At 60.5% G+C, this 21,386-nt stretch carries 17 protein-coding genes and 2 pseudogenes; 11 read left to right on the top strand and 8 right to left on the bottom strand.

Annotated elements, in window-relative coordinates:
* Positions 1-111: 111 nt before the first annotated feature.
* Positions 112-1,611, bottom strand: a complete 1,500-nt coding sequence (locus HV782_RS05755; RefSeq protein WP_123464811.1) for an efflux transporter outer membrane subunit — start codon at positions 1,609-1,611, stop codon at positions 112-114.
* A 261-nt stretch (positions 1,612-1,872) separates the two neighbouring features.
* Here HV782_RS05755 and HV782_RS05750 point away from each other — a divergent pair, with 261 nt between their 5' ends.
* From HV782_RS05750 to HV782_RS05725, 6 genes and pseudogenes are all read left to right on the top strand, one after another.
* Positions 1,873-2,841: a LysR family transcriptional regulator gene (locus HV782_RS05750; protein WP_103305180.1), complete on the top strand. Its 969-nt coding sequence runs from the start codon at positions 1,873-1,875 to the stop codon at positions 2,839-2,841.
* A 401-nt stretch (positions 2,842-3,242) separates the two neighbouring features.
* A complete protein-coding gene (locus HV782_RS05745) occupies positions 3,243-3,617 on the top strand; it encodes a DUF6124 family protein (RefSeq protein WP_128616143.1) in 375 nt (124 codons plus the stop codon).
* A gap of 393 nt (positions 3,618-4,010) precedes the next feature.
* Positions 4,011-4,251, top strand: a pseudogene (locus HV782_RS05740) (DUF6124 family protein); the annotation flags it as partial.
* A gap of 255 nt (positions 4,252-4,506) precedes the next feature.
* A pseudogene (locus HV782_RS05735) lies at positions 4,507-5,351 on the top strand (IS5 family transposase).
* 184 nt (positions 5,352-5,535) lie between these two features.
* Positions 5,536-6,000 (top strand): hypothetical protein, encoded by a 465-nt coding sequence (locus HV782_RS05730; protein WP_123464807.1) that lies wholly within the window; start codon positions 5,536-5,538, stop codon positions 5,998-6,000.
* Between the two features lie 125 nt (positions 6,001-6,125).
* Positions 6,126-7,100, top strand: coding sequence for a 2-hydroxyacid dehydrogenase (locus HV782_RS05725; RefSeq protein WP_186745525.1), 975 nt, complete (start codon positions 6,126-6,128; stop codon positions 7,098-7,100).
* Between the two features lie 61 nt (positions 7,101-7,161).
* Here the strand turns inward: HV782_RS05725 and HV782_RS05720 are convergent, their stop codons facing one another.
* A complete protein-coding gene (locus HV782_RS05720) occupies positions 7,162-8,064 on the bottom strand; it encodes a DMT family transporter (RefSeq protein WP_186745527.1) in 903 nt (300 codons plus the stop codon).
* A 201-nt stretch (positions 8,065-8,265) separates the two neighbouring features.
* Between HV782_RS05720 and HV782_RS05715 the strand changes: the two genes are divergently transcribed.
* On the top strand, positions 8,266-9,141 hold the full coding sequence (locus HV782_RS05715) for an AraC family transcriptional regulator (RefSeq protein WP_186745529.1): 876 nt from the start codon (positions 8,266-8,268) through the stop codon (positions 9,139-9,141).
* A 454-nt stretch (positions 9,142-9,595) separates the two neighbouring features.
* Here HV782_RS05715 and HV782_RS05710 read toward each other — a convergent pair whose 3' ends face one another.
* The 4 genes from HV782_RS05710 to HV782_RS05695 all read right to left on the bottom strand — a co-directional run bounded on the left by HV782_RS05710 (position 9,596) and on the right by HV782_RS05695 (position 14,132).
* Positions 9,596-12,025 carry a TonB-dependent siderophore receptor gene (locus tag HV782_RS05710; protein ID WP_186745532.1) on the bottom strand — a complete coding sequence of 810 codons (2,430 nt, stop codon included), beginning with the start codon at positions 12,023-12,025 and terminating at the stop codon, positions 9,596-9,598.
* Positions 12,026-12,180: 155 nt separating this feature from the next.
* Positions 12,181-13,170 carry a FecR family protein gene (locus HV782_RS05705; RefSeq protein WP_186745535.1) on the bottom strand — a complete coding sequence of 330 codons (990 nt, stop codon included), beginning with the start codon at positions 13,168-13,170 and terminating at the stop codon, positions 12,181-12,183.
* Positions 13,167-13,733, bottom strand: a complete 567-nt coding sequence (locus tag HV782_RS05700) for an RNA polymerase sigma factor (protein ID WP_128616494.1) — start codon at positions 13,731-13,733, stop codon at positions 13,167-13,169. The genes HV782_RS05705 and HV782_RS05700 overlap by 4 nt, the downstream gene beginning before the upstream one ends.
* Before the next feature lie 93 nt (positions 13,734-13,826).
* The gene (locus tag HV782_RS05695) at positions 13,827-14,132 is read right to left on the bottom strand and encodes a DUF3649 domain-containing protein (RefSeq protein ID WP_123464793.1); all 306 of its coding nucleotides are present in this window, start codon (positions 14,130-14,132) and stop codon (positions 13,827-13,829) included.
* A 191-nt stretch (positions 14,133-14,323) separates the two neighbouring features.
* Between HV782_RS05695 and HV782_RS05690 the strand changes: the two genes are divergently transcribed.
* The 3 genes from HV782_RS05690 (at position 14,324) to fecA (ending at position 18,190) form a co-directional block, all read left to right on the top strand.
* Positions 14,324-14,812: a sigma-70 family RNA polymerase sigma factor gene (locus HV782_RS05690; protein WP_186745537.1), complete on the top strand. Its 489-nt coding sequence runs from the start codon at positions 14,324-14,326 to the stop codon at positions 14,810-14,812.
* A complete protein-coding gene (locus HV782_RS05685; protein WP_186745539.1) occupies positions 14,809-15,741 on the top strand; it encodes a DUF4880 domain-containing protein in 933 nt (310 codons plus the stop codon). Before HV782_RS05690 ends, HV782_RS05685 begins: the two co-directional genes overlap by 4 nt.
* Positions 15,742-15,859: 118 nt before the next feature.
* Positions 15,860-18,190, top strand: a complete 2,331-nt coding sequence (gene fecA, locus HV782_RS05680) for a TonB-dependent Fe(3+) dicitrate receptor FecA (protein WP_186745542.1) — start codon at positions 15,860-15,862, stop codon at positions 18,188-18,190.
* 71 nt (positions 18,191-18,261) lie between these two features.
* Here fecA and HV782_RS05675 read toward each other — a convergent pair whose 3' ends face one another.
* Together HV782_RS05675 and HV782_RS05670 are read right to left on the bottom strand one after the other, a co-directional pair.
* Positions 18,262-18,669: an HPF/RaiA family ribosome-associated protein gene (locus tag HV782_RS05675; protein ID WP_123464785.1), complete on the bottom strand. Its 408-nt coding sequence runs from the start codon at positions 18,667-18,669 to the stop codon at positions 18,262-18,264.
* A 200-nt stretch (positions 18,670-18,869) separates the two neighbouring features.
* On the bottom strand, positions 18,870-19,817 hold the full coding sequence (locus HV782_RS05670; RefSeq protein ID WP_007914183.1) for a LysR substrate-binding domain-containing protein: 948 nt from the start codon (positions 19,815-19,817) through the stop codon (positions 18,870-18,872).
* A 135-nt stretch (positions 19,818-19,952) separates the two neighbouring features.
* Between HV782_RS05670 and HV782_RS05665 the strand changes: the two genes are divergently transcribed.
* Positions 19,953-21,329 (top strand): L-serine ammonia-lyase, encoded by a 1,377-nt coding sequence (locus HV782_RS05665; RefSeq protein ID WP_186745544.1) that lies wholly within the window; start codon positions 19,953-19,955, stop codon positions 21,327-21,329.
* The last annotated feature ends 57 nt before the right edge of the window (positions 21,330-21,386 follow it).

Below are 21,386 nucleotides of genomic sequence, written 5' to 3'. Positions count from 1 at the left end.
GACCGGGATCCTGTGGGAGCGAGCTTGCTCGCGAATGCGGTGAGTCAGGCAACCAATGTGCTGGCTGACACTCCCTCTTCGCGAGCAAGCTCACTCCCACAGGTTGTGTGTTCAACGCAGGAGAACCGGGGTTTTCGGGGCCTGGGTTTGCTCGGCAGTCGGTACATCGTTGCCAGCCCCGAGACCGCCACCCAGCGCCGTCACCAGCTCGGCATGCGCCGTTAACCGCGCCGCCTGCACCTGCTGCTGCACTTGTTGCTGCTTGAACAGCAACGTCTGCGCATTGAGCACGTTGAGGTAATCGGTGAGGCCACGCTGATAGGCAATCATCGCGATGTCGTAGGTCTTCTGCGCCGTGGCCACCGACTCGGCGGCAAAGCCTTGCTGCTTGTCCATCGACTCGCGGCGGATCAACTGGTCGGAAATGTTCTTCAGCGCATTCACCAGCGTCTGGTTGTAATGCGCCACGGCGATGTCATACCCGGCAGATGCCTCACCCAGTTCGGCACGCAGCCGCCCACCGTCGAAAATCGGCAAGGAGATCGCCGGGCCGACGTTGTAGTTGAGTTTCTTGCCGGTCAAAAACTCCAGTGCCCCACCGCCGGTGGCCATGTAGCCGAGGCTGCCGACCAGATCGACGTTGGGATAAAACCCGGCGTGCGCGACGTCGATCCCGCGCGCCTGCGCTGCCACCTGCCAGCGACTGGCAACCACGTCCGGGCGCTGCCCCAGCAACTCGGCGGGCAATGCCGACGGCAATTTCAACGCAGCCCCCAGCGACAGCGTCGGCCGCAGCAACTGCGCGCCCTCGCCCGGGCCTTTACCCGCCAACGCAGCGATCTGGTTGCGGCTCAGGGCGATTGCTTCGTCCAGTGCATCGAGTTGCCGATGGGTTTCCGGCAACGGCGTTTGCGCCTGGCTGACTTCGAAGTGCGTACCGATGCCGCCATCCAGACGTTTCTGCGCGAGGTCGAGAATCTGTTGCTGCTGCTTGAGCGTCGCGGCGACGATGTCGCGCTGGGCGTAATGCAGCGACAACTCGATGTAGGCGCGCACGATGTTGTTCTGCAATTCCAGTTGCGCCAGCCGCGCTTCGGCCGCGCTCATGTGCGCCAGGTCGACAGCCCGCTCGCTGCTGTTGCTTTCACGGCCCCACAGATCGAGGGCGTAGCTGAAACCCAACGCCGCGTTGTTGTCCCACGTCGTGGTATTGGCCAGCTCACCCGGCCCATAGAACTGATCGGTTGGCCAGTTGTGCCGTTTGAGGGTTGACTCACCCTTGATCTGTAGCGACTCGGCGGCTTCGGCGACACCGGCCATGGCTTTGGCCTGACGCACCCGCGCGGCGGCCATGGCCATGCTCGGGCTGCCTTGAACGGCAAGGTCGATCCAGCGGTTCAGTTGCGGGTCGCCGTAGGCTTGCCACCATTGTGCGGTGGGCCAGTGGGCGTCACGGGCGGCGTGGGCGATGGCGTCATCGGTGACCAGCGCACTGGCCTCCAGCGCCTTGTCCTGAGGGGCAATTCCTTCGGTTGAAATGCAGCCGCTGAGACCCAGGGAAAAAGCCAGAACACTGAGCGGTAAAAGCGCTCTGTTGATGCGACGCGGCACAGCTGCGAATTCCTGAAAGAGGGGGAAAAACCAAAACCTGTGGGAGCGAGCTGGCTCGCAAAAGCGGCACCTCGATTGAACTGACCAACCGGCGTATCCGTCCCGATTCCCACAACGGCGCAATTCTAGGGGGACGTCCCAACGGCGATAAGCTGGGAATCCTGTGAATCTTTGTTACCGTTAACGAGATAATCCCTTGGTCGGGGGTCTCAGCCCCTGAAACTTCGTGTCACAATTTGCCATCTCCCTTGAGAGCACCCCATGGACACTTTGCAAAACATGCGCGCCTTCAGTTGCGTGGCCGAAGCGGGCAGCTTCACCGCTGCCGCCGTGCAACTCGACACCACCACCGCCAACGTCTCGCGCGCGGTCTCCAACCTGGAAGCCCATCTGCAAACCCGCCTGCTCAACCGCACGACCCGGCGCATCGCCCTGACCGAAGCCGGTAAACGCTACCTGCTGCGCTGCGAACAGATCCTGGCCTATGTCGAAGAAGCCGAAGCGGAAGCCAGCGAAGCCCACGCGCGGCCGGCCGGGCAATTGAAAGTGCACACCATGACCGGTATCGGTCAGCACTTCGTCATCGACGCCATCGCCCGCTACCGCAAGACCCACCCGGACGTGACCTTCGACCTGACCATGGCCAACCGCGTGCCGGACCTGCTCGATGAAGGCTATGACGTGTCCATCGTGCTGGCCCGCGAACTGCCAGACTCAGGCTTCGTCTCGCAACGCCTGGGCATCACCTACAGCATCGTCTGCGCCTCGCCGGCCTACGTGAAAGCCAACGGCTGCGCGCAAAAGCCCAGCGACCTGCTCAACCACGCCTGCCTGCGCCTGGTCAGCCCGGTGATCCCCTTGGAAAAATGGGCCTTCGACGGCCCGGAAGGCCAGGAAATGGTCACCATCAACAGCTCGCCGTTTCTGGTGAACTCGGCCGATGCGATGAAAACCGCGATCACCAGCGGCATGGGCGTTGGCGTGCTGCCGGTGTACGCGGCGATCGAAGGTTTGCGTAACGGCACGTTGGTGCGGGTCATGCCGAACTACCGCTCGCAAGAGCTGAACCTGTATGCGATCTACCCGTCACGGCAATATCTGGATGCGAAGATCAAGACGTGGGTTGAATACCTGCGCGGGTCGTTGCCGGAGATTCTGGCGGCGCATCAGGCTGAACTGGCGGCCTACGAATTAAGCGGCAGCCTCGCCGGCGCGCGTGTCGCCAACTGATTTTCAACACACCGCTTTCACTGCAGGCGCTGCCGCAGGCTGCGATTTTTTGTCCTTGATGTTTAATCGCAGCCTACGGCAGAGCCTACAGAAACGGCGATTTCGCGGATGTTTCCGACAGGTTTTGCAGGTTGTCCGTCGGAAGTGCGGTGGCTAGGATTTGGGTGTCGCTGACGCATCAGCGACCGGGTCTGGAAAACCCGATTTCAACTACCAAAGCTCATGGCATACTGCGGCGCTTTTTAGCTCGCAATGTTATGGCGGCTGTGCGCGGGAGGCCCTAGGGCCTGCCGGTTTTGGCTAAGTTGACCGGTTTTTCCAGTCCGCGCACAGTTGCCACCCTTTCGCCTGGAAAACGAAAAGTGGCAGCTTCAACTCAACTTGCCACGAGTATGTTTCCTATGTTCAAACCAACGCCTAATCCACCTGAAACCGACGACACCACCCCCTACGAATTCCCCGGCTCAAAGAAATTCCACGAAGCCGCCGAACGCGCCCTCGACCACTACCTCAAACCCAACGCCCTCACCCTGCGCTTTCACAAGCCCAGCACGATGTTCCAGGTCGCCCCCGATCAGGACAACGAAAGCCTGCTGGTCCACGCCTGCGAATCCCTGGCACAGGCCAGCCTCATGACCAGCGACATCGCCGCCTACATTGAGCTGCCGCAACGGCGGACGATCCTGGCGATCCAGCAAATCATCATGCTCGCCGAACTGGCGGTGAATCGGGTGCTGGATAACCACGAAATCCCCCAACCTCCGCCACACAGCTAAAAGCCCCTCACCCTAACCCTCTCCCGGAGGGAGAGGGGACTGACCGAGGTGTTTGGGAGAATGACGCCGACGTGCGATACCGAATCGAATTCAGATCTTGAAAAGCCCACAAATCGGCCCCCTCTCCTAGGGGAGAAGGGACTGACCGAGGTGTTTGGGAGAATGACGCCGACGTGCGGTACCGAATCGAATTCAAGTCTTGAAAAGCCCACAAATCGGCCCCCTCTCCTAGGGGAGAGGGGACTGACCGAGGTGTTTGGGAGAATGACGCCGACGTGCGATACCGAATCGAATTCAGGTCTTGAAAAGCCCACAAATCGGCCCCCTCTCCTAGGGGAGAGGGCTGGGGTGAGGGGGTAGATTCACCGCAAAATAAAAGCCCTCACCCTGTGCTCTCACAAGCCCAGCACGATGTTCCTGGTCGCCCCCCGATCAGGACAACGAAAGCCTGCTGGTCCACGCCTGCGAATCACTGGCGCAAGCCAGCCTCATGACTAGCGACATCGCCGCCTACATTGAGTTGCCGCAACGGCGGACGATCCTGGCGATCCAGCAAATCATCATGCTCGCCGAACTGGCGGTGAATCGGGTGCTGGATAACCACGAAATCCCCCAATCCCCGCCACACAGCTAACCCCCCTGTGGGAGCGAGCCTGCTCGCGAAGGCGTCAGCACATTCAACCTTGAAGGTGCCTGACACAGCGTTTTCTCGAGCAGTTTCGCCCCCACACCTATCCACTGTCCGCCTTTATTTCGAGCCACCGCTCACGCCACGCCTTGAGACTTTCGGCTCCCATTAGGCTCTGTACGAAATCATCTGAAACTCATTTGAACCCAGCAAACGCCGGGAGTCAGTAAAGTCCGCGTCCATCAACGGCAGGAGCCCACGATGGCCAAACGGTACGAACTCCCCGACGCAGCCTGGGATTTGGTTGCAGACATCTTCAGTGAACCCCGCCGTAACAGACGCCCACGGGCAAATGATCGGCTGATGCTCAACGGCGTGCTCTGGGTGCTCTGCTCGGGTGCTGCCTGGCGCGACATGCCCGAGCGCTTCAGCCCATGGTCGACGGTCTATCAGCGCTTTCGTGACTGGCGCAATCGCGGGACGTTCGAGCAGATGCTTGCGGCTTCATATCAGGTTGAACGAGCAAGGATTAATTGATCTGGAGACCTGGATGCTTGACTCCACGGCGGTACGCGCAACTCTTCTGGTGCTGGGAAAAAAGGGGGCCTGAAGAACCGCAAGACCACGCCCTCGGTCGAAGCCGGGGCGGCCCGACGACGAAGATCCATATGCTGTGCGACGCCAATGGCGTACCGCTAAACCTTTTACTGTCAGATGGGCAAGCCAGCGACATTACCTATGCGCAACCGCTGCTGGATAACGCTTACATCCCGAGTTTGCGCGGTCGCCCGCGCAAATGCTGTCGCTGGTTGCTGGCTGATAAGGGCTATGACGCCGAAGCGTTGCGTCGCTACTGCGACCGCTATCGGATGCAGCCGGTAATCCCGCTACGCACGATGAAGCGCAAACTCAAGCCGGGATTACCGAGACTGTTTGATCGCCCCAAGTGTCGGCAGCGCAACATCATCGAGCGCATGTTCGGCTGGTTGAAGGAGAGCCGTCGCATCGTTACGCGCTTCGACAAACTCGCAAAAAGTTATGCGGCGATGGTCTCTCTGGCTTGTGCCATGCGGTGTTTGAGTCAGTACTTTTTGTACAGAGCCTAGCTATCTCCTTTGATATTCCATTAATACTAAAAGTGACTTAATACATATTTTTAATAGCCAAACGACATAGCCAACCTGTCATATATGACAGTTACCAAGCCCAGCATTGCAGTGAACAATAAGCCCGCACCAGTGTACAAACTTCCTATTTAAAAAGCTCATTCCTCAACAAAGGCAGATAAAAATGGCTACGACATTTGAAAAAGAAACAACACAAGGTATTGGCAATGCAACCGGAACCGGTGTATTCCACACGAAGATTGAACTGCCAGAAGTGCGAGTATTTGTCATCGCATTCCCAGAGGAAGTGGTCTACTGCAATCTATACAAAAGAGTAAACGACACCTTTGACGGAAGTTCGCTGAGCCTACAATTCCAAAGTAATATAAAAAATGGCAGACACTTCTTCACCGCGGACAGCCCAATCGATTTTATTAAATACACTGACTCAGCGTTCGAAGGCCCCTCGTATGTGGGTATCAAAAACGGAAAGGGTTATGTGGACATCACATTTGATCGACAAGCGGGCACACTTTCCGCTCACATCTTCAATGTCGACCTCGTACGGGAAGAAGGCTATGACGAACTTAATCTCAATGTAACCATTGAAGCCTCAGGACTTGAAGAGGTAAATATTCAAAAGTCCTGATATCACTCGTTATCATTTTTCGAACCAGTTCGCATCAACGGGCGCGCGGCAACGCGAGCCCCTTCTACTACACTTGAGAGAATGTTAGCTTGCTTGGCAATCCAGTCCCGCCGAGCCCAAGCCCAATGAAAAAAACAGTCCTGGCCTTCAGCCGCATCACCCCCCCAATGATCGAGCGCCTGCAACACGACTTCGACGTCATCGTCCCCAACCCGAAAAACGGCGACATAAACGCCCAATTCAATGAAGCCCTGCCCCACGCCCACGGCCTGATCGGCGTCGGCCGCAAACTCGGCCGCGCGCAACTGGAAAGCGCGACAAAACTGGAAGTGGTCTCAAGTGTGTCGGTGGGCTACGACAACTACGACCTCGACTACTTCAACGAACGCGGGATCATGCTCACCAACACCCCGGACGTGCTCACTGAAAGTACCGCCGACCTTGCCTTCACCCTGATCATGAGCAGCGCCCGCCGCGTCGCTGAACTCGATGCCTGGACCAAGGCCGGCCAATGGCAAGCCAGCGTCGGCGCGCCATTGTTCGGCTGCGACGTCCACGGCAAAACCCTCGGTATCGTCGGCATGGGCAACATCGGCGCGGCCGTCGCCCGCCGTGGCCGCTTCGGTTTCAACATGCCGATTCTCTACAGCGGCAACAGCCGCAAGACCGAACTGGAACAAGAACTCGGCGCGCAATTTCGTAGCCTCGACCAGTTACTGGCCGAAGCTGACTTCGTCTGCCTGGTGGTGCCGCTCAGCGACAAGACCCGTCACCTGATCAGCCACCGCGAACTGGCGCTGATGAAACCGGGCGCGATCCTGGTCAACATCTCTCGCGGCCCGGTGGTCGATGAACCGGCCTTGATCGAAGCCCTGCAAAACAACCGCATCCGTGGCGCCGGCCTCGACGTCTACGAAAAAGAACCGCTGGCCGAATCGCCGCTGTTCCAGCTGAAAAATGCCGTGACCCTGCCGCACATCGGCTCAGCCACCCATGAAACCCGCGAAGCCATGGCCAACCGCGCCCTCGCCAACCTGCGCAGCGCCTTGCTCGGCGAACGCCCGCAGGATCTGGTCAACCCGCAAGTCTGGCGCGGCTAAGCGCTGAAACCACAACGGGCAGGCGCTGCGAAACATCTGCCCGTTGTTCCCTTCCGTTGCCTCAGGCCAGTTTGCCAGCAGCGGATACCGGCGCCACCCGCGGTTTGCGAAACACCAACACGTTGCCCAGCATCACCAGCACCAGCCCGACCAGCGCCGGCGCGGTCCACTGGTAACCTTCTGCGAACGCCGAAACGTTCAGTGCCACCACCGGGAACAGCACCGTGCAGTACGCCGCACGCTCCGGGCCCATGCGCCCGACCAGCGTCAGATAGGCCGTGAAGCCGATCACCGAACCCGGAATCACCAGATACAGCAATGCGCCGACGTAGCGTGGCGACCAGTCCATGTCGAACGGAATGCCTTTGACCAGGCACCACACCGAGAGCATCGCCGCGCCATAGGCCATGCCCCAGGCGTTGGTGGTCAGCGGCTTGAGGCCGGCCTTCTGCTGCAGGCTCGAGAGCATGTTGCCCGCCGAGAAACACAAGGTGCCGCACAGCGCCAGACCGAGGCCGAGCAAGGTTTGCGGGCTGGCTTGATGGCCCGCCAGTTCCGGCCAGAACAACATGCCCAGACCGAACAGCCCCAGCGCCCCCCCCATCAGCACGTTACGTGCAATGCGCTGGCCGAAGAACACCCGCGCATTCAGGGCGTTCCACAACGTTGCGGTGGAAAACACCACGGCCACCAGACCGCTGGGAATCCACTGGCTGGCGGTCAGGAAGCACATGAAGTTGACGCAGAACAGGCACAGCCCCTGCGCCACGCAGATCAGATGCCCACGACGGTTCATCGGTTGCAGACGACGGCTGAGCAACAACAATATAAACAGCACCAGTGCGGCGAGGCCGAAGCGATAGACGATCGACACCGGAATCGCGACCACGCCCAGTTGCCATTTCAGGGCAATCCAGGTGGTCCCCCAGATCAGCACGGTCAGCAGATACAACGACAGATTCATGGCAAATACTCCCTGATGCGACACAGCAAAACGCTTTTGCGTGGCGAGCGAGCTTGCTCGCCACAGGGTTTGCGCTTAATTGAGCGTCAGGGTGCTGCAACACGGGTCAAGGCACTTGCATAATCTTGCGCTTTTGTCTGACGGCAGGCTGGCAGCGCGAAGGCTACGGAGTAGGATGCAAGGCGTTGAAGAGAACCGATCATGGCAGCCATTGATACCCTGCAAGTCTTTCAAGCACTAAACAGTTCGCCGAACGCACGCCTCGTGCACAGCGCCGAGCTCGGTGACGGCTTGTCTGCCGCTTTGTGGACCAACCACCACGATGCGCAGGATTATGAAGCGCCGAGCCACCACACGTTGTCCTGCTACATCGCCGGAGGCACCGGCACCTTTCGTCGTGATCAACCTGGTCAAAAAGGCGGGCCGGACAAATTGTGCATCCTGCCGGCCGACCATGAATCGGGCTGGGTGATCAATGGCGATATCCGCCTCGCGCATCTGTATTTCAGCGCCGAACAATTTGCCCTCGGTTGCGTGACCCTGCTTGATCGCGAGCCTCGGGAAATGCAACTGCGCGAGCAAACCTTTCTCGAAGACCCGCAACAGGCTCAACGCTTCCGACAGTTGCTGACGCTGAACTGGGACGAGCCCGGCGAACGCTTATTGACCAGCAGCCTGGCCCATGAACTGATCAGCCATACCTTGCTCAGCCAGGTGGATGCGCGTCAGGGCCTGCGTTTGAAGGGCGGGCTGGCAGCGCATCAGCGTCGGCAACTGGTGGAGCTCATCGACAGTCAGTTGGCCGAGCCGATCAGCCTGGGGCAACTGGCCGGGTTATGTGCGCTGTCGGAATACCACTTTGCGCGGATGTTCCGCACCAGTTTCGGCCTACCGCCGCATCAGTATGTGTTGGCGCGACGTTTGAGTCGGGCACGGGAATTGTTGCGCGCGACGGCGTTGCCGTTGGGCGAGATTGCGCTGGCGTGCGGGTTTGCTAGCGCGAGTCATTTCACCAATCGGTTCAGGCAGGTTCTGGGCGGGACGCCGGGTGAGTATCGGCAAGCGTTTTTGCGTTGAACCCTCCTCCCCTCACCCCAGCCCTCTCCCGGAGGGAGAGGGGGCCGATTGGGGGACGCTCAAGCATTACGCCGATCTGAAAGTGCGGTTCTGAATCCAGAATCGATTCGATGTTTCAGGACGACGTATCACGCAACACACCTCGGTCAGTCCCCTCTGAGGGAGAGGGGACCGATTGGGGGAGGCTCAAGCATTACACCGACCTGAAAGTACTTTTCTGAATCCATAACCGATTCGATGTTTCAGGTCGACGTATCGCGCAACACACCTCGGTCAGTCCCCTCTGAGGGAGAGGGGGCCGATTGGGGGAGGCTCAAGCATTACGCCGACCTGAAAGTGCTGTTCTGAATCCATAAGCGACTCGATGTTTCAGGTCGACGTATTGCGCAACACACCTCCGTCAGTCCCCTCTCCCTCCGGGAGAGGGTTAGGGTGAGGGGCTTTTGATTTTGCCTTAAAACTCCAGGGTGCTGGACAGCGAAACCTGCCGCGCATCACCCATCGACACAAAGAACCGGCTCGCCGCCGAGGTGTAATAGGTGCGATCAAACAGGTTCTTCACGTTGAGCTGGAACTTGACCTTCTGCCCTTCGACCTTGGTGTCGTAAGTGGCGAACGCGTCAGCCACGGTATAGCTCGGCAGGTCGAAATCATTCACCGCGTTGCCCGCGCGCTCGCCGACATACCGCGCCCCGGCGCCGACACGCAATTGATCGCCGCCGATCACGCTGCCGAAGTCATACACCGCCGACAACGAGCCGGAATTCTTCGCCACGTTTTGCAGGCGCTTGCCTTTGTAGTCCGGGTCTTCGGTGACTTCGGCATCGGTATAGGCATAACTGCCGATCATGCTCCAGCGGTCGCTGAGCTGTCCGGTCAGGTCCAGTTCCAGGCCGCGGGAACGCACTTCGCCGGCCGCGCTGTAGATCGTGGTCGGGCCTTCCGAGTTGGCCACCAGCACATTGCGTTTCTTGATGTCGAACAGGGCGATGTTGCCGGTCAGGCGCCCCGGTATATCCAGCCGCGCCCCCAGCTCCCACGACTTGGCTTCTTCTGGCGCAATGCTGCCGTCGAGCACGGTGCTGCTGCCGCTCAACGGGGCGATGGTCGAGTTGGGTTTAAACGACTCGGTATAGCTGCCGTAGAACGACAACTCGTCGGTGTAGCGATACACCAGACCGGCGCGCGGTACGAACTTCTGTCCATTGCTGTCAGTGTTGGCCTTGAACGGCACGCCTTTGCCGGCGTACTGGTCGTACTCCTGGAAGCGCCCGCCGGCGACCAGAATCCACTGATCATCAAGATGAATCGAGTCCTGCATGAACACCGAATCACTGCGCAGCAAATCAGTCTGGGCGCTGTCCGCCGGGCTGACCGTGGTGCCTTCCACTTCGCGGCCATACACCGGGTTGGTGTAGCTGAAGGTGCTCAGGCTTTTCTGACGGATCAGGTCAGCACGATAGATCTTGCGGTACTCGTCATCGACACCGAACACCAGATCATGCTGCATGCCCAGCACATTGACCTTGCCTTCGAGGCTGGCGGTGGTGAAGCGGTCGGTGCTGATCGCCCCATGCGTGCCGTCCATGCTGCGGGTCAGCGTGCCTTTCTTGGTGTCGATCGCGGTCACGCGCACCTGACTGGCGTCGTAGGTTTCGCGGTTCCAGCTGTAGCCGAAGTGAGCTTTCCAGTCGTCGGTGAGCTCGTGGTCGGCTTCGAAATGATAAAGGTCCGAACGGCCTTCCATGTCGTTGAACGGCTCGTCGAGGCGCTGCTTGCGCGAGATGTCCAGCGGGTGGTTGGTGCTCGGATCGATCAACGTGCCACGGTCGAACGGGGTGAGAAATTCGCGATGCTCGTAGCCGAACGACAGTTGGGTGCGCTCGCCGAACCAGGCCAGCGACGGCGCGATCAGGGTCTCGCGGTGGGTACCGTAATTGCGCCAGTAATCTTCGTCTTCGTGATCGAGCACCAGCCGGTAGGCCAGGCCGGATTCACCCAGCGCACCGGTGCTGTCGAAGGTACCGCCACTGCCATTCTTGCCGTCGCCGTAGGTCGAGCCGCGCAGGGTCAGGGCGTTGTATTGAGTCAGTTCAGGTTTCTTGCTGACCAGATTGACCACGCCGCCCGGGTCCTGAATCCCGTACAACAACGAGGCCGGACCCTTGAGCACTTCGACCCGATCGACCGTGGCGTTCATGCCCCGCCCCTGAACGATCGGCATGCCGTCGCGCATGATCGAGCCATTGCGGTTATCGCCAAAGCCGCGAGTCATCACCGAATCCTGGGTGCTGCCCAGCGTGTTGCCTTGGGTGATGCCGCTGACATTCGCCAGGGCGTCGTCGAGATTGCGCGGGGTCTGATCGCGGATGACCTGCGCCGGGATGACGTTGACGGTCTGCGGGATTTCCTGCAGCGAGGCCGAGGAACGCATCACCGAACTGGTTTCCGGTGGCTGGTAGCTCAGCGGATCGTCGCGCATCGAGGTAATGGTAGTGGCGCCAAGGTTCAGCGTGCCGGCGGTGGGTTGTGGTTCCAGCGCCAGGGTGTGGCTGTCGGTACGACGGAAGTTCAGCCCGGAACCGGCGAGCAGCCGTTGCAGCGCTTGTTCGGCACTCATTTGGCCATTCACCGCCGGCGCATTGAAGCCATACGGTGCTTCGTCGGTGTACACCACGCTTTGCCCGGTGACACGGGTAAAGTCGCTCAAGGCTTGCGGCAGCGGTTTGGCAGCCAAGGCGAAAGTAAACGGCTGTTGCGCCGGGCTGCTGACGGCTTCAGCCGCCAGCGCCACGCTCATCGGCAGCAATGCCAATGCGGAAAAACTCAACGCCGAAACGCCTAACCACTGTTTGACCGAACCCGATTTTGCCCTGGACTTCATTGCTCAATGACCTGTGTAGAACCGCAACGGATGCGAATGACTCGCAGTTTCAGTCACTACACGGATGGGCCTGTGGTTTACCTCACCCCCATTCTGAAAATATTTTCAAAAATTGTGTTGGCGGATCTGGCTTGCGCGCGACCAGACCGAAAGCCTCAGCGCAAAATAATCAGATGTCCCAGCACCTGATGCTGCTCAAACCCCAACACCCCTTGCAGCGAACTCAACACCGCCTGCGGGTCCTTGCTCGGAAAACTGCCGCTGATCTTGCGTGCCGCCAGCTCATCGTCGAGCAGCACAATCCGCCCCGGGTAATAGCGCCGCAAATCCTGCACCACATCGGCCAGCGTGGTTTTGTAATACGTCAGCCAGCCCTGACGCCAGGCCAGTTGCGCTTCGCTGTCCACCGCATGCCATTTTTGCGCAGCGCCCTGGCCATAGGCGACTTGCTGGCCGGCGGTGAGAATCTGTTGCTCGCCCTCACGCTGCGCCGTCACCCCGACTCGCCCGGACAACACCGTGACCTGCGCGCCGTGAGGTTGCAGACGCACTTCGAATTGCGTGCCAAGCACCCGCGCCTCGCCCTGCTCGGCCTCGACCACAAACGGAGCGCCCGTATGGGTAACGCTGAAAAAACCGGCACCACGGCGCAACTGCACATGCCGCTCGCCCTGGCTGAAATCCACGGCGATGGCGCTGTCGGCGTCCAGAGTCACTTGCGACTGATCGGCGAGGGTCACGGTGCGGATTTCGCCGGGCGCCGAGACATAGTCAGCGCCCAGATCAGCGATCCAGCGCTGCGGTTGCCAGCCGGTTCCAAGGCTGACCATCAACAACAGGCTCGCCGCCAGCGCCAGCACGCCGGCCCCGCGAACGAGCGACTTGCGGCGCGGGCGATCCATCGCGTTGAGGTAACCCTGAAGTGCAAAAGCATCTTCATCGGCCAGAGTGCGTGCCGGGCCTTCACTCAGTTCCCAGATCACCTGAGCCTGAGCATACGCCCGGGCGTGGGCCGGATCGGCGCGCAGCCATTGGCTGAACGTGAGTTGATCGCCAGCACTCGGCCGGTCGTGCAACAGGCTCAGCCAGGCCAGCGCAGCCTGCTCCTGCGCGGGCGTCGGGGGAATAGAATCGGATCGGTTCACGGTGCTTTCCCTGGCAGGCGTGGCGCGGGTTCGCGCAGGCTGGCCTTGCAGGCCTCAAGGGCGCGCATCATATGTTTTTCAACAGCGCTTTGGGACAGGCCCATGGCTTTGGCGATGTCCGCGTACTTGCGGCCGTGGATGCGATTGAGCAAAAAAATCTGCCGGGTGCGCTCGGGCAAGGCGCGCAACGCCGCTTCAACGTGGCGCAGATCGTTGCCGGCTTCGAGTGCGGCTTGCGGTTCGCTGCCGTGGCTGTGCGGTTCCTCCGGTTGCCAGCCTTCGTTGACCCGCACCCGCGTGCCTTCGCTGCGCAAATGGTCGATGGCGATGTTGCCCGCGCAGCGCAACAGATAGGTGCTGAGTTCTTCGACCTGCACCAGCGGCCGCCGCCAGAAACGCAGAAACAGATCCTGCACCAGGTCCGCCGCCGTCGCCCGGCACCCGACGCGGCGGTTCACCAGCGCTTCCATTTGCGAACGCTGGGACAGAAACACCTGAAGGAAATGCGCACGGGCGCCCTGCGGTTCGTCGTCGCGCGATTCCGGTGGATGACTGATCAGCATGTCAGACCAACGCCCATGCGGCGGCCGGGCTGGCCAACAGGCTCAGCCAGATCCTGCTGGCCAGCCCGGCCATCAACGGGTGCAAGCTCTCTTTCATGCGTAACCCAAGCCGCGCGCCGCGCCGGAGATGGTCGCGAGCATCACGCTCGGCACCAGCAAGCCGACCCACGCCGACCACGCCGTGCGGCAGGCAAAGCACCAGAGCACGGCAACCAGGTAGACCAGGAAGGAAATGGTCATGCCGGTCACCACCACTTCGGCACGGCTCAACGGCAGCCAGAGGGTCAGGGTGACACTGGCCAGTGCCGCGACCAGATAGCCGCCAAACACCGCGGCCAACACCCGCGAGGTGATAGCCAGACGATAGGACAATGGGAGTGCGGCGAGTTTGCCTTTCATGTTTCGACCCTGAAACGAAAAACGTCCGACCGATCGACCGAACCTACAGGCGAGCAATATTAATGATAAATATTCTCATACGCAAAAGCATCTGATTGCCGGCCGACAGCTTGAACCCCTACAATGCGAACAGTTCTTGTTCTCTAACGCATGCTCTTTACCGCGTCCCCCAGGCGCCCGGAGTCATACCGTTGTCGTCCGCCCATCCTGTCGAATCGCTTTATCAGGCCCACCACCCCTGGCTGACCGGCTGGCTGCGGCGCAAACTCGGCTGCCCGGACAGCGCGGCGGACCTGGCACAAGATACTTTCATCAAGCTGCTCAGCGCCCGCGAACCGCCGTTGATCATCGAGCCACGGGCCTTTCTCACCACGCTGGCCAAGCGAGTCCTGTTCAATCATTACCGTCGTCAGGACCTCGAGCGTGCCTACCTCGACACGCTGGCGCAGATGCCGCAAATGCTCGCGCCGTCGGAAGAAGACAAAGCGATCATCCTGCAAACCCTGATGGAGCTGGATCAGTTGCTCGACGGTTTGCCGCGCCCGGTCAAACGCGCCTTCCTGCTGGCGCAGGTCGATGGCCTGACGTATCCACAGATCGCTGGCGAATTGGGGATTTCCGTGGCCACGGTCAAACGCCATCTGAACAAAGCGGCAATGCGCTGCTATTTCGCCCTGTGAATCGCGTCCCGGATTTCTCTTCGCAGGTGGCCGAGCAGGCCGTGCACTGGCTGCTGGAAATGCAGCAAGGCACCTTTACCCCGCGCCAGCAGCAGGCGCTGCAACAATGGCTGGATGCACACAGCGAACACCGCCGCGCATGGGAACACATCCAGCGGGTCAACCAGCGCTTGCGCGGGGTGTCTTCGCCGCTGGCCCACGCGGCATTGAATGCGCCGCCATCCGCCGGCCGTCGTCAGGCGCTGAAACTGCTGGTGCTGCTCGGCGCCGGATCGGCACTCACCTGGGGGATGCGCGAGCACACGCCGCTGCCGGCGCTGCTCGCCGACTACCGCAGCCCGGTGGGGCAGCGGCGCAAGATTTCCCTGGGCACGGGGGATCAACTGCAACTCAACACCGCCAGTGCTGCCGATGTCGACGGTTCACAGCGATTGATCCGTCTGCTCGAAGGGGAAATGCTGCTGAACGCCGTGCAGGCATTCGAAGTGCGTACCGCGCAGGGCGTCCTGAAGACCCAGGGCGCTCGACTCAACGTGCGCCAGTTTGCCGATCGCACCCAGGTGGCATTGTTTGAAGGCCGGGTCGAACTGACCACCAACGATCGTGCGCCAATGTTGTTGCCGGTGGCCCGGCAACTGAGTTTCAGCGCGACTGCGGTCAGCGAGGCCACACCACTGGACGCCAACAGCGGCGCCTGGACCGACGGTATGTTGGTCGCGGCGCATATGCGCCTGGGCGACTTCCTCGATGAACTGAGCCGCTACCGTCGCGGGCAGCTGAACTGCGCGGCGACAGTTGCCGACCTGCTGATTTCCGGGACTTATCCACTGGATGACAGCGAACGGATTCTGGATGTGCTGGAAATCAGTTTGCCGGTGAAAGTCAGGCGCTTTACCCGGTATTGGGTAACCGTAGAAGCCAAAGCCTGAAAAGCTCCCTCGCCACAAAAACAGTCGAAAAAATGTTTGTAAACCATGAGCCGTTTTTCAGATCTGACGTGACAGAGAAGGAAAGCCCCTAGATTCAACCTTCTCAGGATCATCCGTCATGCACCCCACCCGCCTCACACCCCTGGCCCGCAGCCTGCGCAACCTCGTCCTCGGCGCCAGCCTGAGCTTCAGCGCCCTGCCCGCCCTGGCAGCCGAAACCAGGGTTTACCACATCGCCCCGGCGTCGCTGGAAAACGCCCTCAACCAGTTTGGCCGTGAAGCCGGCGTGCTGATTTCTTTCGGTTCGCAAGTCACCAGCGGTGTGCCAAGCCGTGGCCTGGAGGGCAGTTACACCGCCGCGCAAGGTCTTGATGCACTGCTCGAAGGCACCGGCCTGCAGGCCCGCGCCGAGGGCAACAATGCCTTCAGCCTGCAACCGGTGACCACCGGTGCTATTGAGCTGGACACGTCGAAAGTCGTCGGTGACTGGCTGGGCGATGCGGCGCAGGTCAACGTCTTCGAGCATCCGGGCGCCCGCGACGTGATCCGCCGCGAAGACTTCGAACGCCAGGGCGCGACGCAGGCGCGGGACGTGCTCAACCGCATTCCCGGGGTCAACGCCCCGGAAAACAACGGCACCGGCAGCCACGACATGGCGCTGAACTTCGGCATTCGCGGTTTGAACCCACGACTGGCCGCGCGCTCGACCGTGTTGATGGACGGCATTCCCGTGCCCTTCGCACCTTATGGCCAACCGCAGTTGTCCTTCGCGCCGATCAGCATGGGCAACATGGATGCGGTGGACGTGGTACGGGGTGGTGGCGCGGTGCGTTACGGCCCACAGAACGTCGGCGGCGTGGTCAACTTCGTGACTCGCGCCATTCCTGATGAGCCGACGGTCAAGGGCGGTTTCCAGACCGAAACCAGCCCGTCGTCGAGCCATGACGGCTTCAAGACCAGCGCCAATCTGCTGGCCGGCGGCACCAACGCCAATGGTCTGGGTGGCGCTTTGCTGTACTCCGGCACCCGTGGCGGCGACTGGCGAGAACACAGCGACACCGAGATCGACGACCTGATTCTCAAGGGCAAATACCAGCTCGATGAGGCCAACAGTTTCAACGCCATGGCCCAGTATTACGAAGGCAAGGCGGACATGCCGGGTGGTTTGAGCGTCGCCGATTACGACGCCGATCCGTATCAGTCGACGCGGCTGAAAGACCAGTTCTGGGGCCGGCGGACGATGTTCAACTTCGGCTATCGCTATCAGGAAGATCGACGCGAATTCACCGCCAACACCTTCTTCACCAAGACCCTGCGCAGCGGTTATCTCGATCAGGGCAGCTTCCTCTCGCTGTCGCCACGTGAGTATTGGGTGCGCGGTTTCGAAACCCGTTTCGCCCAGGGCTTCGACCTCGGCCCGACCAGCCATGAAGTCGGCGTTGGCTACCGCTACATCAACGAGGCCGGCCATGAGTTGCGCTATCGCACGCCGATCAGCAGCAACCAGTACCCGACCAGCAACAGCCGCAACGACCGCGACACTCGGGGCGGTACCGAGGCCAATGCGTTCTTCGTCGACGACCGCATCGACATCGGCAAATGGACCATCACCCCGGGCGTGCGCTACGAGATGATCGAGTCGCAGCAGACCAACAACCTGACCAACGCCAAATACCAGGGCGATTACAACACCGCGCTGCCGGCGCTGAACGTGCTGTATCACCTGACCGACAGCTGGAACCTGTACGCCAACACCGAAGGTTCGTTCGGCAGCGTGCAGTACAGCCAGATGCCCAACCGCGTGAGCAGCGGCGAAGTGAAGCCGGAAAAGGCCCGCACCTGGGAACTCGGCACCCGTTACGACAACGGCGCATTGCGTGCGGAAATCGGCGCGTTTTTGATCAACTTCGACAACCAGTATGAAAGCAACCAGACCAACGATTCGGTGATTGCCCGTGGCGAGACCCGCCATCAAGGCATCGAGACCAGCGTCAATTACGCGCTGGATGACGTGAGCCCGGCACTGGCCGGTTTCGATGTGTACGCCACTTACGCCTACGTCGACGCGACCATTCGCGAAGACGGGCCGAACAAGGGCAATCGCGTGCCGTTCTCCTCGAAACACAAAGGCACGATCGGCGTCGGTTACACCGAGGGACCGTGGAAACTCAACTTCGATAGCAGCTTCCAGAGCGACCAGTTCGCCGACAATGCCAACACCTCAAAAGAAAGCGCCGATGGCAGCACCGGCAAGATCCCGGGCTACATGCTGTTCAGCAGCCGTGCGGGTTATGACTTCGGCCCGCAACTGTCGGACCTGAATGTGGCGGTGGGAGTGAAGAACATCTTCAACACCCAGTACTTCACGCGTTCGTTCGATGACAACAACAAGGGCAAGTACGTGGGTGAGCCGCGCACGGTGTATGTGCAGACTTCTGTAGCGTTCTGACAGCGACACAAACAAAAACGGGCCTGCATTCGCAGGCCCGTTCTCATTCGGTGGCTTATGAAATCAGCGCATCAACTGTTGATCGCTGCCTGTTCGTTCTCGTCAAACTCTTCTGCCAACAGCTTGTCGTTGGCCTTGGCGGTGAAGGGCACGATGGCGGCGCGGGGTTTGCCTCGCAGTTTGCCAAACAGGTGCTCCAGCGCGTGTTCCAGTTTTTCGGCTGCACCGTCGATCGCCTGTTCCAGCGAATCGGCTTTATGAGTGACGGAGATCGGTTGATGGCCTTTTGGCCGCGCTTCCAGCTGGCAGCGCATGTCATGGGGACCTGGTTTGTCACCGTTCTCGTCGGCCAGATGGACTTCGACGCGGGTCAGGTCTTCTTCATAACGTTCGAGCGTGCTCTCAATGGTTGTACGTACCCACTCCTCCAGTCGTTGACTACTTTGAATATGGTTATCGCTGTTGACTTGGATTTGCATAGTTCATCCCTTATTTCAGCTAGCTCGCAAGAGGCCTTGAACAGGATTTCGTGACCTCTTGATTACAACAATCGGCCCGACCGACGAACATTTCAACCCCTGGAAAAAGATAAATATTCATTCGCAAAAAAAGCCGGACAACCGAGCAAGTCACTGGTAAGGTCGGGAGTTGGGTCGCCTCGCAACCCTGCAAAATCTGCTCACAATTGCCCGTCGTTCAACGGGTGCAAACTGCGGAAAATCCCCGCCTCCTCCACCAGCCAGTCATGCACCGCACGCACGCCCGGATGGCTCAGCGCCCCCGGCGCGTAGAGCAACACGTAGCGTTTGTGATTGGGCACCGACAGCCCGAACGGCACGATCAAGGTGCCGCGTTCCAGCTCATCATTGAGCAGTGTGCGCCGGGCAATCGCCACGCCCATGCCGGCGATCGCGGCTTCGATCGTCAAGTGATTGCGATTGAAGGTATGGCCGCGCCGGACATCGGCGCCCTCGAAGCCGATCGCGTTCAGATAAAACTCCCATTCCGCATATTCGTAACTGCCGCGCCAGGCCGTGATGTCGTGCAGCAGCGGGAAATGCACCAGATCCGCCGGCCCATGCAGCGGCGGGCGTCCACGCAGCAGACTCGGCGCACACACGGGGAAAATCTGCTCATCGAGCAAGGCTGTGGATAGCAGCCCCGGGTAGCTGCCGTCGTTCAGGTCAATCGCCAGATCAAAATCGCCCTCGTGCAACGGCACGCTGCTGTCCTCGGCCACCAGGCGTAATTGGATGTCGGGATAGCGCTGCTGCAGGCGCGGCAGACGCGGGGTCAGCCATTTGCTGAGGAACGATGGAATCGAACGTACCCGCAGAATCCCGCTGATCATTCCGGCATCCAGTCGGCGCAGTTCGGCATCGATGCTGCCGTAGGCCTCATTGACCGTAATCGCCAGCCGCTGCCCTTCCGCGCTCAGCTCCACACCCCGCGCCCGGCGATGGAACAGGCGAAAACCGAGGCGCTCTTCCAGTTGCCGGATCTGCTGGCTGACCGCCCCCGGGGTGATGTGCAGCTCTTCTGCACAGCGGGTGAACGACAAGTGCCGCGCGGCACAGGAAAACACCTGCAGCCAGACGTAGGTCTGGGCATGCAATTGACGGCTCATCGTTTAGTCCTGCTAAAGGCTTTCTTAGGAAGTTTCGTTGGTCACGTAGTACCGAGGTAGGCAGTATCGCCGACATTGCGCTTGGCCTACAAAAAATGGCAGCGATTCCTACTCCATTGCTTGTAAGGCTTTAGCATGGCTATCAGTGTTTTCGATCTATTCAAAGTCGGCATCGGCCCGTCCAGCTCCCACACCGTCGGCCCGATGCGCGCCGCTGCGACCTTCGCCGAGGCGCTGATTGATCAGCGTGTGTTGAACGATGTCCGTCGTGTGGAAATCCGTTTGTACGGTTCGTTGTCGGCCACCGGAGTCGGTCACGCCACCGACCGCGCCACGATCATGGGCCTGATGGGCGAATGGCCGGACCGTATCGATCCGTCGACCATCGACCCACGTATCCAGCAACTGCGCGAAACGGGCCGCCTGTCACTCGCCGGGCAAAGAGAAATTGCCTTCAACTGGCAGACCGATCTCCTGCTGCTCGACGAGAGCCTGCCCTACCACCCCAACGCCATGTCGCTGACAGCCTTCGGCGAAACCGCCGAGCTGTTCGCACAAACCTACTACTCGGTCGGCGGTGGTTTCATCATCGAGGCCGCAGAGGCGGAATCCGGTGTGGCGCCGGCTGGCGATGTGGTGTTGCCGTACGATTTTTCCAGCGCCGCCGAACTGCTGAGCCTGTGCAGGCAGCACAACCTGCGTGTGTCCGAGCTGATGATGGCCAACGAACGTGCCTGGCGTAGCGACGACGAAATCCGCCAGGGCCTGTTGCACATCTGGTCGGTGATGCGCGAGTGCGTCGAACAAGGCCTGCGCCACGAAGGGATTCTGCCTGGTGGCCTGAACGTGCCGCGCCGGGCGGCGAAACTGCACCGCAGCCTGCTGGAAATCGGCAAGCCGAATGTGATCAGTTCGACGCTGTCGGCAATGGAATGGGTCAACCTGTTCGCCCTCGCCGTCAACGAAGAAAACGCTGCCGGCGGGCGTATGGTCACCGCGCCGACCAACGGTGCAGCCGGGATCATTCCGGCAGTTCTGCACTACTACATGAAATTCAACCCGGACGCGTCTGACGATGATGTGGTCGCGTTCTTTCTCGGTGCCGCCGCCGTCGGCATTCTGTGTAAGAAAAATGCCTCGATCTCCGGCGCCGAAGTCGGTTGCCAGGGCGAAGTCGGTTCGGCCTGCGCCATGGCCGCAGCGGGCCTGGCCGATGTGCTCGGCGCCACCCCGGAGCAACTGGAGAACGCCGCCGAAATCGGCCTGGAACACAACCTCGGCCTGACCTGCGACCCGGTCGGCGGCCTGGTGCAAGTGCCGTGCATCGAGCGCAACGCCATCGCGGCGGTGAAGGCGATCAACGCCACGCAAATGGCCCTGCGCGGCGACGGCAAACACTTCATTTCCCTCGACCGGGTGATCCGCACCATGCGCGATACCGGCGCCGACATGCATGACAAATACAAAGAGACTTCACGGGGCGGCCTGGCCGTGAGCTGGGTGGAGTGCTGACGCGCATTCCCTGACCGCCCCGGCAGACCGCGCACAACGGTCTGCCAAACGTGAGCC

It is taken from the genome of Pseudomonas monsensis, assembly GCF_014268495.2.
Lineage (GTDB): Bacteria > Pseudomonadota > Gammaproteobacteria > Pseudomonadales > Pseudomonadaceae > Aquipseudomonas > Aquipseudomonas monsensis.
Note: the sequence above shows the minus strand (reverse complement) of the source record. Positions and strands in the feature narration are given on the sequence as shown.